General features: G+C 69.4%; 16 protein-coding genes. 9 read left to right on the top strand and 7 right to left on the bottom strand.

Annotated features, from left to right (window positions below):
* Positions 1 to 35 precede the first annotated feature (35 nt).
* The gene (locus tag ACFQU4_RS23435; RefSeq protein ID WP_377496531.1) at positions 36 to 650 is read left to right on the top strand and encodes a TetR/AcrR family transcriptional regulator; all 615 of its coding nucleotides are present in this window, start codon (positions 36 to 38) and stop codon (positions 648 to 650) included.
* On the opposite strand, the gene ACFQU4_RS23430 is transcribed toward ACFQU4_RS23435, so the two are convergent.
* Positions 651 to 1,481, bottom strand: coding sequence for a nitroreductase/quinone reductase family protein (locus ACFQU4_RS23430; protein WP_377496529.1), 831 nt, complete (start codon positions 1,479 to 1,481; stop codon positions 651 to 653).
* Positions 1,482 to 1,728: 247 nt separating this feature from the next.
* Here ACFQU4_RS23430 and ACFQU4_RS23425 point away from each other — a divergent pair, with 247 nt between their 5' ends.
* On the top strand, positions 1,729 to 2,142 hold the full coding sequence (locus tag ACFQU4_RS23425) for a VOC family protein (protein WP_377496527.1): 414 nt from the start codon (positions 1,729 to 1,731) through the stop codon (positions 2,140 to 2,142).
* A gap of 6 nt (positions 2,143 to 2,148) precedes the next feature.
* Here the strand turns inward: ACFQU4_RS23425 and ACFQU4_RS23420 are convergent, their stop codons facing one another.
* A complete protein-coding gene (locus ACFQU4_RS23420) occupies positions 2,149 to 3,078 on the bottom strand; it encodes a serine hydrolase domain-containing protein (protein WP_377496524.1) in 930 nt (309 codons plus the stop codon).
* 111 nt (positions 3,079 to 3,189) lie between these two features.
* Between ACFQU4_RS23420 and ACFQU4_RS23415 the strand changes: the two genes are divergently transcribed.
* Both ACFQU4_RS23415 and ACFQU4_RS23410 read left to right on the top strand, forming a co-directional pair.
* Positions 3,190 to 3,645: an NUDIX hydrolase gene (locus ACFQU4_RS23415; RefSeq protein WP_377496522.1), complete on the top strand. Its 456-nt coding sequence runs from the start codon at positions 3,190 to 3,192 to the stop codon at positions 3,643 to 3,645.
* A gap of 93 nt (positions 3,646 to 3,738) precedes the next feature.
* On the top strand, positions 3,739 to 4,281 hold the full coding sequence (locus ACFQU4_RS23410) for a GrpB family protein (RefSeq protein ID WP_377496519.1): 543 nt from the start codon (positions 3,739 to 3,741) through the stop codon (positions 4,279 to 4,281).
* Between the two features lie 76 nt (positions 4,282 to 4,357).
* On the opposite strand, the gene ACFQU4_RS23405 is transcribed toward ACFQU4_RS23410, so the two are convergent.
* The 4 genes from ACFQU4_RS23405 to ACFQU4_RS23390 all read right to left on the bottom strand — a co-directional run bounded on the left by ACFQU4_RS23405 (position 4,358) and on the right by ACFQU4_RS23390 (position 8,339).
* Entirely contained in the window at positions 4,358 to 5,917 is a 1,560-nt protein-coding gene (locus ACFQU4_RS23405) for a DUF222 domain-containing protein (RefSeq protein WP_377496516.1), read from the bottom strand.
* Positions 5,918 to 6,225: 308 nt separating this feature from the next.
* Positions 6,226 to 6,513: a hypothetical protein gene (locus ACFQU4_RS23400; protein ID WP_377496514.1), complete on the bottom strand. Its 288-nt coding sequence runs from the start codon at positions 6,511 to 6,513 to the stop codon at positions 6,226 to 6,228.
* Between the two features lie 153 nt (positions 6,514 to 6,666).
* Positions 6,667 to 7,608, bottom strand: coding sequence for a phosphotransferase family protein (locus tag ACFQU4_RS23395; RefSeq protein WP_377496513.1), 942 nt, complete (start codon positions 7,606 to 7,608; stop codon positions 6,667 to 6,669).
* Positions 7,609 to 7,706: 98 nt separating this feature from the next.
* A complete protein-coding gene (locus ACFQU4_RS23390; RefSeq protein WP_377496511.1) occupies positions 7,707 to 8,339 on the bottom strand; it encodes a nucleotidyltransferase domain-containing protein in 633 nt (210 codons plus the stop codon).
* Positions 8,340 to 8,374: 35 nt separating this feature from the next.
* On the opposite strand from ACFQU4_RS23390, the gene ACFQU4_RS23385 reads away from it, so the two are divergent.
* Positions 8,375 to 8,749 (top strand): VOC family protein, encoded by a 375-nt coding sequence (locus tag ACFQU4_RS23385; RefSeq protein ID WP_377496509.1) that lies wholly within the window; start codon positions 8,375 to 8,377, stop codon positions 8,747 to 8,749.
* On the opposite strand, the gene ACFQU4_RS23380 is transcribed toward ACFQU4_RS23385, so the two are convergent.
* Positions 8,736 to 9,251: a hypothetical protein gene (locus ACFQU4_RS23380; protein ID WP_377496507.1), complete on the bottom strand. Its 516-nt coding sequence runs from the start codon at positions 9,249 to 9,251 to the stop codon at positions 8,736 to 8,738. The genes ACFQU4_RS23385 and ACFQU4_RS23380 overlap by 14 nt on opposite strands.
* 57 nt (positions 9,252 to 9,308) lie before the next feature.
* On the opposite strand from ACFQU4_RS23380, the gene ACFQU4_RS23375 reads away from it, so the two are divergent.
* Genes ACFQU4_RS23375 through ACFQU4_RS23360 form a run of 4 tightly spaced genes read left to right on the top strand, consistent with a single transcriptional unit; the run spans position 9,309 to position 13,038 of the window.
* Positions 9,309 to 10,166 carry a GIY-YIG nuclease family protein gene (locus ACFQU4_RS23375; protein ID WP_377496505.1) on the top strand — a complete coding sequence of 286 codons (858 nt, stop codon included), beginning with the start codon at positions 9,309 to 9,311 and terminating at the stop codon, positions 10,164 to 10,166.
* Positions 10,167 to 10,175: 9 nt separating this feature from the next.
* Entirely contained in the window at positions 10,176 to 11,330 is a 1,155-nt protein-coding gene (locus tag ACFQU4_RS23370; protein WP_377496503.1) for an NAD(P) transhydrogenase subunit alpha, read from the top strand.
* Positions 11,327 to 11,662: an NAD(P) transhydrogenase subunit alpha gene (locus ACFQU4_RS23365; RefSeq protein ID WP_377496501.1), complete on the top strand. Its 336-nt coding sequence runs from the start codon at positions 11,327 to 11,329 to the stop codon at positions 11,660 to 11,662. The genes ACFQU4_RS23370 and ACFQU4_RS23365 overlap by 4 nt, the downstream gene beginning before the upstream one ends.
* Complete coding sequence (locus ACFQU4_RS23360) at positions 11,659 to 13,038, top strand: NAD(P)(+) transhydrogenase (Re/Si-specific) subunit beta (protein ID WP_377496499.1); 1,380 nt, start codon at positions 11,659 to 11,661, stop codon at positions 13,036 to 13,038. Before ACFQU4_RS23365 ends, ACFQU4_RS23360 begins: the two co-directional genes overlap by 4 nt.
* Positions 13,039 to 13,045 lie beyond the last annotated feature (7 nt).

The raw sequence follows: 13,045 nt of genomic DNA, 5'->3' as shown, positions 1-13,045 counted from the left end.
TGGCAAGCCTGGTGCCACAGCGGTACATTGAGCTCGTGCCAGCACAGACGCCGGGCCGGGCCGAGCCACCCCCGCCCGCGGAGCCGACGGACGCGGCCGAGTCCCGGACGTCGGCGCGGACCCGGCGGGCGATCGTCGAAGCCGCGATGGAGACCTGGGCCGGCGACCGGCACGCGACCCTGGCCGACATCTGCGGCACGGCCGGCATCGGCCGGTCCACGCTGCACCGTTACTACGCGGACCGGGCCGCCCTGCTGGCGGCGGTGAGCGAGGAATGCCATCGCCAGTTCACCACTGCCGCCGTTCGGGCCCATCCCGACGACGGACCCGGTCTGGAGGCGATCCTCCGGCTCAGCGAGGAACTGCTCCAGCTCGGCAGTGCGCTGTCGTTGATCTTCTCCGACAACGCGCTGGTCGATCCGGACACCTGGTCCGACGCCGAGGAGTCCGACCGCGGGCTGGCGGGCGTGATCCTGCGCGGCCAGCAGGACGGGTCGATCGATCCCGACCTGCCGGCCGACTGGGTGTCGCTGACCTTGTGGATGCTGCTCGCCGGGGCCTGGCAGCACGGGCTGCTCGGGCATTCGCGACGGGAGACCGTACAACTGTTCGCCCGGAGCCTTTCCGGTGCGATCGGGTCGCGGTCGTGATCAGCCGAGCAGGGTGACCAGCTGTTCCTCCTCGTACCGAAGATGATCTTCGAGCTCGGTGATCAACCGGTCCACGACGGCAGTCAGTCGGTCGCGGTCGGCGGCGTTCTCGCCGAGCACCTGCCGTAACTGCTCGAGCAGGTCCGCGACCTTGGCGTGCTCCGCGGTCAGGCGCTCGATCGCGGGGCCGAGCTCCGGGTGCCGGTCCGCGAGCATCGGGAAGATCGCCTGGTCCTCGCCCGCGTGGTGGCGGCCCAGTCCGGCGCACAGGGTGAGGCAGTCGATCCGGAGCTGGGCTCCGACCGTGGATCCGGGGGTAAGGAGATCGCGCCGGATCAACGCCAGCTCGCGGCGGAACGCGTCGTGCGCCGCGACCAGCATCGCGCCGGCCGACCCGCCGGTCATCGGCTCCGGCGGACCCTGGCCGGCGGCGATCAGGGCGATCACCGGCAGCGTCCGGCCGCTCTGTTCCTGGTACGTCAGCCAGCCCGGGTCGGCTTCGACGGCCCGGGCGAAGGCGGCATCACGCTCCGCTCCCGCCAGCGACAGGGCCTCCGCCGGGTAGCGGAAGACGCCGTCCTCGATGGTCGCCCGCGGCCGGGCGAGCAGGTTGCGGTACCACTGGGGATGGTGCGGGCTACCGCCCGCGGAGCCGATCACCAGCAGTCGGTCGCCGCCGTCCGGCAGGTAGCCCAGCGGCACCGTGTGCGGGCGGCCGGACCGCGCACCGGTGGTGGTCAGCAAGATCAGCCGGGCACCCTCGAACGGGCCGCCGACCCGCCCGTGGTTGCGCCGGAACTCCTCGATGACGGCATGGTTGAAGTCGGTCAATGGTCCTCGGAATCTCCTTGATGGAAAGGGAAGGGAAAGCGTCTGTTCCGAGGACTGCGGCGGGCCTCGCGCCCGCGGGCCGATCAGAGGTCGGCCGGGGAACTCTCTCGCTGATGGCCCAAGGCCGACCCGGTCGTCACGTCGTGGAATGTAGCTCGGCGATTCGGCCAAGATCAAGTTTCACGGTTCTGCTGCAACCGTCAGAGGTCAGGTTTAGCGTGACCCACAGGACGACTTAGGAGGGACCATGACCTCGGTTCTCAATCCGTACCTCAGCTTCGACGGCGAGGCGAAGGATGCGATGGAGTTCTACCACCGGGTGTTCGGCGGCGACCTGACCATGAACACGTTCGGCGAGTTCGGTGCCGAGGATGTCGCGATCAAGGACCGCATCATGCACGCGATGCTCAAGACCCCGAGCGGCTACACGCTGATGGGGTCGGATCTGATGCCCGGGATGGAGCACAAGCCCGGCAACACGGTCACGATCAGCCTCAGCGGCGACGAGGAAGCCCTGTTGCGCAGCTACTTCGATCATCTCTCGGTGGCCGGCACCGTCGGGGTGGCGCTGGAGAAGCAGACCTGGGGCGACATCTACGGGCAGTGCACCGATCAGTTCGGCATCGCCTGGATGGTCGACATCTTTCCGAAGGAGGACTGAGCCGGCTCAATCGGCGGCGAGTGCGGCGTCGACCTCGGCGCCGAGCCAGGGCAGTTCCTGGAAGACCTGCTCCGGCGTACTCGGGTCGAACCTGCCCTCGGACAGACCGCAGTCGCGCAGCCGTGCGACCACCAGCCCGGATCGCGGGTAGGCGTAGAGGTACTGCCCCTCCGAGCCGTCGTGCCCGTACGCGAACGGGTCGCCGGTGCGGTCAGGGTCCTGATGCGGCCAGCGTTGCAGCAGCAGGAGACCCGCGCGGGCGCCGGGGATCGGAGGCCGGCGACAGGCGTCGACCCAGCCCGCCGGCAGCAGTCGATCACCGCCGCGGCCGTTGTCGATCATGAGTTCGCCCAGCGTGGCCAGGTCCGCGGCCGTGAACGCCGCGCTCGCCATGCCGAATGGGTTGCCCGCCGCGTCCGTCCCCCAGGTCCAGTCCTCGATTCCGAGCGGCCGGAAGAGTTCGGTCGCGGCGAAGTCGAGGAACGGCTTCCCGGCGGCTCTGGTGATGATCGCCGGCAGCACCGAGACCGCCGCGTTGTTGTACGCCTGCACGGTGCCCGGTTCCGCGGCCAGCGGGTGTTCCTTGATCACGTACGCGACGTAGTCGTCGGGTGGAGCCGCGTTCAGCTGCGGCCAGGTGTCCGCCGCCAGGCCGCTCACGTGTCCCATCACGTGGCGTACCGTGATCTTCGCCTTCAGCCCTTCCCGCCATTCCGGGAACCAGGTCCGGACCGGGCGATCCAGGTCGAGCAGCCCCAGCCGTACCGCGCGGCCGATGATCAGTCCCACGACCAGCTTGGTCACCGACATCGTCGAGATCGGCCGCCCGCCGTCCCCGATGGTCGCCAGGACCTTGGTGCCCTGGGCCAGCAGGAGCTGGGTCGTGTCCGCCGCCTCGGCTTGCTCGAGCAGGCGCCTCATCGCGTCGTCGCGCATACGGCTCCCTTCATGGTCCGGGCGTTCTGGCGCGCCGGGGTCGACCAAGATCAAGATCGTGTCCGCCTGACCCGACGAGCCTACGTCGAGCGCGACACTAGAGTTCGGTCCATGAGCTTCCGCCTGGCGGCCTACGCCCTCGCGATCAAGGACGGGGCGGTGCTGCTCGTCCGCCACGTCTCCGGTGCGTGGACCCTTCCGGGCGGGCGGGTCGAGCACGGTGAGGACCCGTACGACACGGTCGTGCGCGAGGTGGCGGAAGAGACCGGGCACCGCGCCGTGGTGGAGCGACTGCTCGGCGTCGACTCGCGGGTCATCCCCGCGACGGAGAGCCGGGCCGGGGTCGTGCATCAGAACGTCGGCGTCTTCTACCAGGTCCGGATCACCGGCGGGGAGGCTCGGCCGGAGCCGAACGGGGACACCACCGCGCTGGCCTGGACGCCGATCGATGCAGTGGCGGACCTGACCCGGTCGTCGCTGGTGGAGGTCGGGCTGGCCCTGGCGCGGGACCTGCCTGCGACCGGACACGTGGCGGCCGTTCCGGTCGGCGGGTTGATTGAGCACTGACCTCCGGGCGTCGCACCCGCTGCCCGACGTCGCGCGCGCCTGGACCTCGACTGCTTGGCCCACACCCTGCCCTGACCGATGGAGAACTCGACCATGGATGCAATGATCATCGCCGACTACTCACCGGCCTGGCCCGAGCAGTTCGCCGTCATCGCCGCGCGGCTCCGGACCGCGCTCGGTAGCCTCGCTGTGCGCATTGATCACACCGGATCAACGGCCGTGCCAGGTCTCGCCGCGAAGCCGATCATCGATCTCCAAGTCTCGGTCGCGAGCCTTGATCCGGTGGAGACCTACCGGTTCAAGATCGAATCCTGTGGTTTCGCGTGGCGATCCGACAATCCGGAGCTGACCAAGCGCTACTTCCGCGAGGTGCCGCCGCGGCCGCGCACCCACCTCCACGTACGCCGCGCCGGAAGCTTCTCCGAACAGTTCGCCCTGCTGTTCCGGGACCACCTGCGCGCTCACGCCTCGCGAGCTGTGGCGTACGCGGAGCTCAAGCACCGGCTCTCGCCGCTACTCATGGCCGATCGCGCGGCCTACGTCGCGGCCAAGGACCCCTTCATCTGGGAGACCGTCCGGCTGGCCGACGCCTGGGCGCAGCGGATCGGCTGGGAGCCGGGCCCGAGTGATGCGTAGCGCGCACCACTGATCAGCATGGGTCGGTTCAGTCGCGGACGTCAGCGACTCGCTAACCCTGTCGAAGGGGATCACGTCACCGAGAGACCGCACCCCAGAGGGCGCGGGCGACCGATCCGGCGCCAAGATCATGAGTGCCGGTACGGTTCGTCAGGAAGACGTGACCATGCGGTGACCGGAAGATCATCGTGGTCGGATCAGGTTTTCGTCGCCGCCAGCCACCGTGGGTCACCGCGCGATGCTCCGTCCTCGACAGCGGAATGAGCTTCTCGACTCGGGTCTGGCCGGGTGGACCGTTCGGCCGGTACGGATCGGTGTGGTCAAGATCAAGATTCCGGGTCGCGGTCGACCACGGGAACACACTCCCTGGACACCGCAACATCGCATGATCACGATGCCGGTCCGGGATCTCGTAGTCATCCACTGGCGGCGGCGCATCATTCAGATCAATCACCGGACGCACCACGACACGATCATGACCCAGCCACTCACCAACCACACTCTTCAGAGTCGGCCCGAGCTCGGGCACCCGGCAGACACCCTCACCCTGACTGAGGTCTTCGGCGGAGATGTGGACGACCACGGTCGAGGTCGGCACCAGCAGACGCGGATCCAACCTCTCGACCAGCCGCTCCACCGCCGCTTCGAAGATCACCGACTCCACATCCACCGCGGCCGGACGATCCCGGAGGGCTGGATGGACCTCGGACTCCTCGATCATCAAGTCTGGTTCGTCGTCCGGCGTCAACGCGGCGACAGCCTCGGCGAGCTCCTCGTCGAACCGCTCCGGCTGCCGACGCCTCGCCCGCAACCGCGTGATCGCCGCGACATCGCCCAGCATCCCGAACGCCTCAGCACGCCGCTCATCCGCAGTGCCCTCACTCAGACAATCAGCAAGCTCCTGGACCCGGGCATACAACCGCTCCGCCGCCAACGGCTCCAGCCGACCAAAGACACCCTTCAACCCGTTGTCATCGGTCTGCGACTTCCACACCCCAACCTGCCGCCGCCGCTCCTCATACTCCGCCCGAGCCCGATCACCATCGATCCGCAAGATCGTCGCCTCGACCGCATCAAAGAGCTTCCCCGGCGGCTGCGTCCCGGCGAACCACGCCACCGCCCGATCCACCTCACCGACCTGCTCCAACGACAAGTGATGGGTCATCCGGGCGACCCGCCGCGCCTGCCACTCCTCCAACTCACAGCCCATCACCTTCGCCCACAACTGTGGCAGTCGATGACGAAGATCAAGAACATCACCCAGGAACAACATCCCGGAACCAGTGCTCTTGCCCAGCTTCGCGAACAGTTCGACCATCGCGAGATCGTTGACCGCCGGCGTCCCCTCACCACCCGGCCGGACCGCCCGCGCCAACCCCGGCCCAGCCTCCATGATCGACTCCGCCGGATGCGCATCCGCCCAGGCCGCGACCCAGACCAGGAGCTCGTTCGCGACCGCGATCCGGCCACGCTTCAACCCGTCCACGGCCTTCAGGATGTCGCGACTGCCGTATCCGACAGCCTTCGACTTCAGCGATTCGAACATGTGCACAATTCTAGCGTCTCGGGCCGACAGAATCCCAACAAAACAAGGACTCTGTGGATAACCATGACCTCCGGCGGCCGATGTGGACAAGTACAGATCTTGGACCGATTGCGGTGAGTGTCGTCGTGACCTGGCGGCGGCGGAAGGAGAGCCGGCGCGGTCGGGCGCGCACCGGTGTCGAACGAAGATCAAGAAGGTGGCCGAGCCTACGCGGACGTCTGGGACCGGACCGATGTACTCACCACCTGGGCTGTTCCGGAGGTGGGGCGAGACGGGGTTGCCTTGTCCGACATCGACGGCGATCGGACGAAACAGCTCGCTATCGGGCCGATCTGGTTCGATCCCCGTCGATTTCGGTCAAGGTCCCTACAGAGCTGGCGGAACTCAGCCCAGCCCGCTCACCGGAACGGTGACGTCCCGGAGCCAGAGCAGGGCGGCTGACCGTGCTGGGCTAGGGCCTCGCGGTCGGCCTCGGCGAGATTGGTCAGCCAGGCGTGCGCTCGTCGCAGCGACGCGACCCGGAGTGCGTCGGTCATCGTCCGGCGCAACTCGTCGATCGAGGCGTCCGACCAGGCCTCCAGGTAGCCGTCGACGGTCCAATGCAGCACGGGATGATCAAGGTTGAGCGCGTCGGGAAGATCGGGCACGGACCAGCGGTACCGACACTCGATAGTCATCATGATCATGGAGAGGAACGGATGGTTCCAGGCGGCGCCGCTGAAGTCGATCAACCGGCGCCGGGGCGCGTGCCCTGACTGCGCAAGAGAGAGTCTGCGCGTCCTGCCCGAACTCGCCGTGCCGGGCTCAGTCGCACGCAGACTGCCAGGGGCCGGCTGAACTCAGCCGGTCCGAACCAGCCCGCTCACCGGAACGGTGACGTCCCGGAGCCAGAGCCAGGGCAACTGACCATGCTCGGCCAGGGCCTCGCCGTCGGCCTCGGCGAGGTTGGCCAGCCAGGCCTGCGCTCGTCGCAGCGGCGCGACCCGGAGGGCGTCGGACATCGTCCGGCGCAACTCGTCGATCAAGACGTAGTCCGACCAGGCACTCAGGTAGCCGTCGATGATCCGGTGCAGCACGGGATGATCAAGGTTGAGGGTGTCGGGAAGATCGGGCACGGACCAGCGGTACCGGCATTCGATGATCATCATGATCATGGAGAGGAACGGATGGTTCCAGGCGGCGTCACCGAAGTCGATCAACCGGTACCGCGGGCGACCGGGCCGGGGCGGCAGCGCGTTGCCCGGCCAGAGGTCGCCGTGATCAAGGCAGCGCGGTAGCGGCGAGGCTGCGAGACGCTCGGCCGCCCGGTCGAGGTCGGAGGCGGCCGAGTGGATGAGCCGCACCTGGGCCGCTGGAATCCACCTCGGGTCCGAGGCCGGGAGCTCGTGCAGCCGGTCGGCGAGCTCGCCGGCCATCCGGGCGGCGCCGGCGCAGTCCCAGCTGGGGATCCCCGCGTCGGCGGCTTCCCGGTCGCGGCCGACGGTGGCCTGCTGGAGTCCGGCGTAGTCCGCCAGCAGCGCGGTGATCGTCTCGACCTGGACGCCTCGATGATCGGGATCGCCCTCGTAGAGGGTCGGGCCTCCGTCGCGGAGCAGGATCCGGCCCGTGGCCGCATCGACGGCGAGCGGGTGATCAACAACGCCCGGATCGCATTCGGCGGCGAAGGCTGTCGCCAGCCCTTCGGTGCTGCGGGCCGTGGTGGTCTGCTTGATCAACACCGAGCCCTCGCCGGTCGGTAGCCGCCAGACCGCCGACCATGCCTGGACGGAGACGGCGGTCATCGGCCCGGTCGGTTCCGTCTCGAGTTCTCGGAGTCGGTCCCTCGCCCACCGCTCGGCCGCCTCCCGCCAGCTTTCCGTACCCCACGACGGAGTCATGGCTATGTCCAGTCCGGCAGCCAGGCAGCGCGCAGTTCACTGCACCGGAGGTAAACCTCCTCGCACGGAGCGCCACGGCCTCGGGCCCGTTCGGCGCAAAGCTCCAGGGACTGCCCGAGCCGTACGGCAGCCGGGCCGGTCAACCGCGACGGGTCGGCCCATGCCTCGAGGTGCGTCAGGAAGGCGTCGGTCCGCTCGGGCCGGCCACGCACCTGTTCCTTGACCGCCGCGATCCACATCTTGAAGATCTGCGGCCAGTGATAGCGGCGACCAAGATCAGCATCGTCCTCGTGGCGCGGGCCGGCGCAGCCGATGTCGAGGTGCCAGAAGAGCGGATAGTCGGCCAGATAGATCGTCCGCACGTACGTGTCCGGGAGCCGGTTCAGTCCCCAGCCGGTGATCAACGGCCGGCCGAGCGATGCCAGGTGGCCGGGAAGATCCAGGGCGAAGGCCCGGTCCGAGATGTCGTCGAGGTCGACGATGAGATCGATGTCGGAGTACGCGTCCGCGCCGCCCGAGGCCAGGCTGCCGAACGACCGCACGCCGACCACGCCGGGTGTCGCGGCGAGCCGGGCGATCACCGCCTCGGCCAGCTCGGTACGCCGGCCGACGTCGCGTACGTCCTCCGAGCTCACCCACTCAGCCTAGTTTCTCCTGGTTGACTCGGCCCATGGAACGTCTCCGCCCCACCCTGGCGGTCGCCGGGATCTCGCTCGACTGCACGGATCCCCGCGAACTCGCCGACTTCTATCTGAGGCTGCTCGGCGGCACCCTGCTGTGGTCCAGTGACGACGCCGCCGCGGTCCGGACCGGGACCGTGGTGCTGATCGCGCAGCGGGTTGATGATCACCGCAGACCGGACTGGCCCGGGCGATCGATCGTCCACCTCGATCTGTCGAGCAAGGATTTCGATCTTGCCGAGCAGACCACGTACGCCCTCGCCTGTGGGGCGAGCCGGCCGGCGCAACAGCCCGATCCGCGATGGACGGTGCTGCTGGACCCGGCCGGTCATCCGTTCTGCCTGACGCCCTTCACGCCGGACTGACTCCGCCGACCCAGGCGAGCACATCGCGGGCGATCTCGGCCGGGGTCGACCGGTCGGTACGGAACTCGCGAGGGATCAGTGCCTCGGTCTCGGCATGACCGGGATCGTCGAGGAACTCCGCGATCTCGGCCGCAGACCAGCCCCGGGCCGACAGTCGCTGCTCGCGAACGGTTCGGCTGCAGGCCAGCCGGGACCAGTGGGCGCGCGGCCCGAAGGGCTTGCCCTCGGCCAAAACGTTTGCCCGCGGAGTCGGGCAGAGGAAGATCACCGGATGCCCGGACCGGCCGACAAGATCAAGAACCCGGACCCAGAGCCGGTCGTAGCCGGCCCCGATCTCTGGGTCCGTGGACGGCCCGATCCGATGTCCCAGCAGTTGCCCGTCCTCGAGCAGCTCGTCCATGTCCAGCACGATCGGACCGGCCGCGAGCCGGACCAGCTCCGGGCACAGCGTCGACTTCCCCGCCGCCTGACCGCCGGCCACGATGAACAGGTTCCCCGCCATGGCACGACTCTGGCAGGTCCTTGACTCTCGGGCTAGCCGAGGCCCCAGGATGGGTTCATGGAGGTTCCGGACGGGCTCGAGGTGATCAGCGCGGCGGCCGCTGAGGCGCCGCGGAGGCCCGGTGTCTATCTCTTTCTCGGCGAGGCGGACGACATCCTGTACGTGGGCAAGGCGACCGACGTACGGCAGCGGCTCCGTCAGCACGCAGCGGCCAAGCCGTCCGACTACTGGCTGGACCAGAAGTATGTCCTGGTCCGGCGGATCGTCTGGGAGCTCGCCGCCGACGAGGAGGCGGCGTTCTGGCGGGAGGAGGAGTTGATCTTCGCGCTGGGGCCGGCCCACAACGCGCAGCGCCGCCGCGACGGCGATCCGGCGACCGCACGCCGCTCCCCGTACCTCACTGTGATCCAAGATCAACACGATCGACTTCGGTTCGTGCTGACGCCGACGCTGCCCACGGCCGGCCGCGGCTACGGCTGCTTCCCGCACCTCGGCAAGGGACATGGAGCGCCGCTCGGCATCGCCTGCAGCGACGGCTACACGGCCCTGCTGCGGCTGCTCTGGGCGGCGTCGGGCGAAGGGACCCAGGTGCCGGCGACGCTGGCCCGGTCCGCGCCGGACGAATACGCCGTCACCGTCGAACCCGCACTGCGCGAACCCTTGCACCAGTTCCTCTCCGGCGCCAGGGCCAAACTGCCCACCGAGCTGCTCGACCGGGCCGCCAACCGCCCGGCCTTCCAGCAGACGGGGTTGCGGAAGGATCTCGCGCTGGCCCGGCTGTTCTACCGCGCCGGTCCGCAACGGCTCCGCGAGCGCCGGCTGCGGCACGGCCGGCGGGCCGGCCCGATCGACCCCGACACCCTGCGCGCCCTGATTCGCGCCGAGATCACGGCGGTACTCGATCCGGTCGGCTAGATTCGCGGTGTGCGGATCGCGCTGGCGAGGGAGTCTGCCCCGGGCGAGGCCCGGGTGGCGATGGTGCCCGAACTGGTCGGTGGCCTGATCACCGCCGGGTACGAGCTCGCCGTGCAACCCGGGGCCGGCCAGGGCGCCATGATCACCGACGACGCCTACGCGGCCGCCGGGGCGACGATCACCGAGGACGCGCTGCAGGGTGCGGAGTTGATCATCGGCGTGCAGCCGCTGCCCGCCGAGCTGGTTGCCGGCCTGCCGCCCGGGACGGCGACGCTGTCCTTCCTGCCGTACACCCAGGATCTCGAGGCGGTACGGATCCGCCGGGATGCCCGGATCACGTCGTTCGCGATGGACCTGGTGCCGCGGATCTCGCGGGCCCAGTCGATGGACGCGCTGACCTCGCAGGCCATGGTCAGCGGCTACCGCGGGGCGATCGTCGCGGCCGGGATGCTGCACCAGTTCTTCCCGATGAGCATGACTGCCGCCGGCACCATCCCGCCGGCCCAGGTGGTGGTGCTCGGCGCCGGGGTGGCCGGGCTGCAGGCGATCGCGACCGCCCGCCGGCTCGGCGCGGTGGTCAAGGGCTATGACGTCCGGCCGGCCGCGGCGGAGGAGATCGCGTCGATGGGCGCGATCGCCATCGACCTCGGCCTGCCGCCACTGGACGGCGCCGGCGGCTACGCCCGGGAGATGTCGGAGGAGCGGGCCCTGCTGCAGCAGGAACGGCTCACCCCCTACCTCGCCGCGGCGGACGCGGTGATCACCACGGCCGCGGTGCCGAACCGGAAGCCGCCGATCCTGGTCACCCGGGCGATGATCGAGCGGATGAAGCCGGACTCGGTGATCGTCGACCTCGCTGCGGACACCGGCGGCAACGTCGAGGACGTCCAGCCCGGCACCGTCACCCGGATCGGCCAGGCCCGCGTCTGGGGCGGCGCGAACGTCCCGAGCCAGCTGCCCGGACCGGCCAGCCGCCTGTACGCGCAAAACGTTGCGAACGTGATCATGCTGATGACCGCCGACGGGCGGTTCGCACCCGACCCTGCGGACGAGGTGGTGGCCGGCATGTGCCTGACCCGGGACGGGATGATCACCCACGGCCCCGCGGCGATCTTGATCGACGACACCGCCCTGATCGACGACACGAGAGGGCAGCCCCGATGAGCGACCCGATGGTCTGGTTGATCTTCTTCGTCCTGGCCGTCTTCGTCGGCATCGAGACGATCTCGAAGGTGTCCGCCACCCTGCACACCCCGCTGATGTCCGGCGCGAACGCGATCCACGGCGTGATCTTGATCGGCGCGGTCCTGGCCGCCGGCACCGCGACCACGACACCGGTACTGGTGCTGGCTCTGGTGGCGGTCGTGCTGGCCTCGATCAACCTGGCCGGCGGCTTCGTCGTCACCGACCGGATGCTGCGGATGTTCACCCGCCGCAAGGAACTGCCGGGGCGGGGCCCTTCGACGGGCTCAGGGCGCAACGAGGTCGAGTCGTGATCACGCCGACCTGGGTGCAGCTGGGCTACCTGGCGGTCGCGGTCTGCTTCATCCTGGCGCTCAAGGGATTGTCGTCGCCGCGGACCGCCCGGCGCGGCAACCTGATCGGGGCGGCCGGCGCGGTGGCCGCGGTGGTGCTCGTCTTCTTCTCCGCCCCGCTGGACCACGTGCTGCCGATCCTGCTGGCGATCGCTGTCGGTACGGCGATCGGGGTGGTCGGCGCGAACCGGGTGAAGATGACCGGGATGCCGCAGCTGGTGGCGCTGTTCAACGGCGTCGGCGGCGGCGCGGCGGCGATCATCGCCCTGGTCGAGCTCGGCGCCATGACCGACCAACGGCCCGCTCTGATCGACCTGATCGCGACCGCGTTCACGATCTTGGTCGGCTCGATCAGCTTCGCCGGGTCGATCGTCACGTTCCTCAAGTTGCAGGAGTGGATGACCACCCGGCCGGTCACCTTCCTCGGCTACCCGATCGCGTACGTCGCCTGCCTGATCGCCGCCCTCGGCGCCGCGGTCGGCGTGGTGCTGGTCCCGTCGGTGGCGGTCGGCGGCCTGCTCACGCTGCTCGGCCTCACCCTCGGCGTCCTGCTGGTGCTGCCGGTCGGCGGCGCGGACGTACCGATCGTGATCTCGCTGCTCAACGCGTTCACCGGCCTGAGCGTCGCCGCCACCGGCTACGTCTTCGAGAACCTGCTGCTCCTGGTCGCCGGCACCCTGGTCGGCGCGGCCGGCACCCTGTTGACGATCTTGATGGCCCGGGCGATGGGCCGATCACTGTTCAGCACCCTGTTCGGGGCGCTCCGCGGCGGGTCCACCCTCGGTGCGACGACGGCCAGCGACCGGCCGGTGCGGTCCGCGGGACCCGTCGATGTCGCGATCCTGCTCGGGTACGCGAACCGGGTGATCATCGTCCCCGGCTACGGCCTGGCGGTCGCCCAGGCGCAGCACACGCTGCACCAGCTGGTCGAGGTGCTGCAGCAGCGCGGCGCCCGGGTCGACTACGCCATCCATCCGGTGGCCGGCCGGATGCCGGGACACATGAACGTGCTGCTGGCCGAGGCCCAGGTCCCGTACGAGCAGCTCAAGGAGATGAGCGAGATCAACGGCGAGTTCGGCCAGACCGACGTGGTGCTGGTGGTCGGCGCCAACGACGTGGTCAACCCGGCCGCCGAGACCGACCCGAGTGCGCCGATCTACGGGATGCCGATCTTGAAGGTGAACCAGGCCCGGCAGGTGGTCTTCATGAAGCGGTCGATGCGGCCGGGGTTCGCCGGGATCGAGAACGAGCTGCTCTTCGCGCCGACCACGACGCTGCTGTTCGGCGACGCGAAGGACACGATGAGCAAGCTGCTCGCCGAGATCAAGGCCCTGTGATCAAGGT

The organism is Microlunatus sp. GCM10028923 (genome assembly GCF_042666975.1).
Taxonomy (GTDB): domain Bacteria; phylum Actinomycetota; class Actinomycetes; order Propionibacteriales; family Propionibacteriaceae; genus Microlunatus.
This window is presented reverse-complemented; position numbering and strand designations above follow the sequence as displayed.

What these genes read in the sequence shown, in the direction of transcription:
- ACFQU4_RS23425 (WP_377496527.1), top strand. Translation starts at nt 1,729, where the DNA reads ATGACCTCGGTTCTCAATCCGTACCTCAGCTTCGACGGCGAGGCGAAG.
- ACFQU4_RS23420 (WP_377496524.1), bottom strand. Translation starts at nt 3,078, where the DNA reads ATGCGCGACGACGCGATGAGGCGCCTGCTCGAGCAAGCCGAGGCGGCG.
- ACFQU4_RS23415 (WP_377496522.1), top strand. Translation starts at nt 3,190, where the DNA reads ATGAGCTTCCGCCTGGCGGCCTACGCCCTCGCGATCAAGGACGGGGCG.
- ACFQU4_RS23410 (WP_377496519.1), top strand. Translation starts at nt 3,739, where the DNA reads ATGGATGCAATGATCATCGCCGACTACTCACCGGCCTGGCCCGAGCAG.
- ACFQU4_RS23400 (WP_377496514.1), bottom strand. Translation starts at nt 6,513, where the DNA reads ATGATCATGATGACTATCGAGTGTCGGTACCGCTGGTCCGTGCCCGAT.
- ACFQU4_RS23395 (WP_377496513.1), bottom strand. Translation starts at nt 7,608, where the DNA reads ATGACCGCCGTCTCCGTCCAGGCATGGTCGGCGGTCTGGCGGCTACCG.
- ACFQU4_RS23385 (WP_377496509.1), top strand. Translation starts at nt 8,375, where the DNA reads ATGGAACGTCTCCGCCCCACCCTGGCGGTCGCCGGGATCTCGCTCGAC.
- ACFQU4_RS23380 (WP_377496507.1), bottom strand. Translation starts at nt 9,251, where the DNA reads ATGGCGGGGAACCTGTTCATCGTGGCCGGCGGTCAGGCGGCGGGGAAG.
- ACFQU4_RS23375 (WP_377496505.1), top strand. Translation starts at nt 9,309, where the DNA reads ATGGAGGTTCCGGACGGGCTCGAGGTGATCAGCGCGGCGGCCGCTGAG.
- ACFQU4_RS23365 (WP_377496501.1), top strand. Translation starts at nt 11,327, where the DNA reads ATGAGCGACCCGATGGTCTGGTTGATCTTCTTCGTCCTGGCCGTCTTC.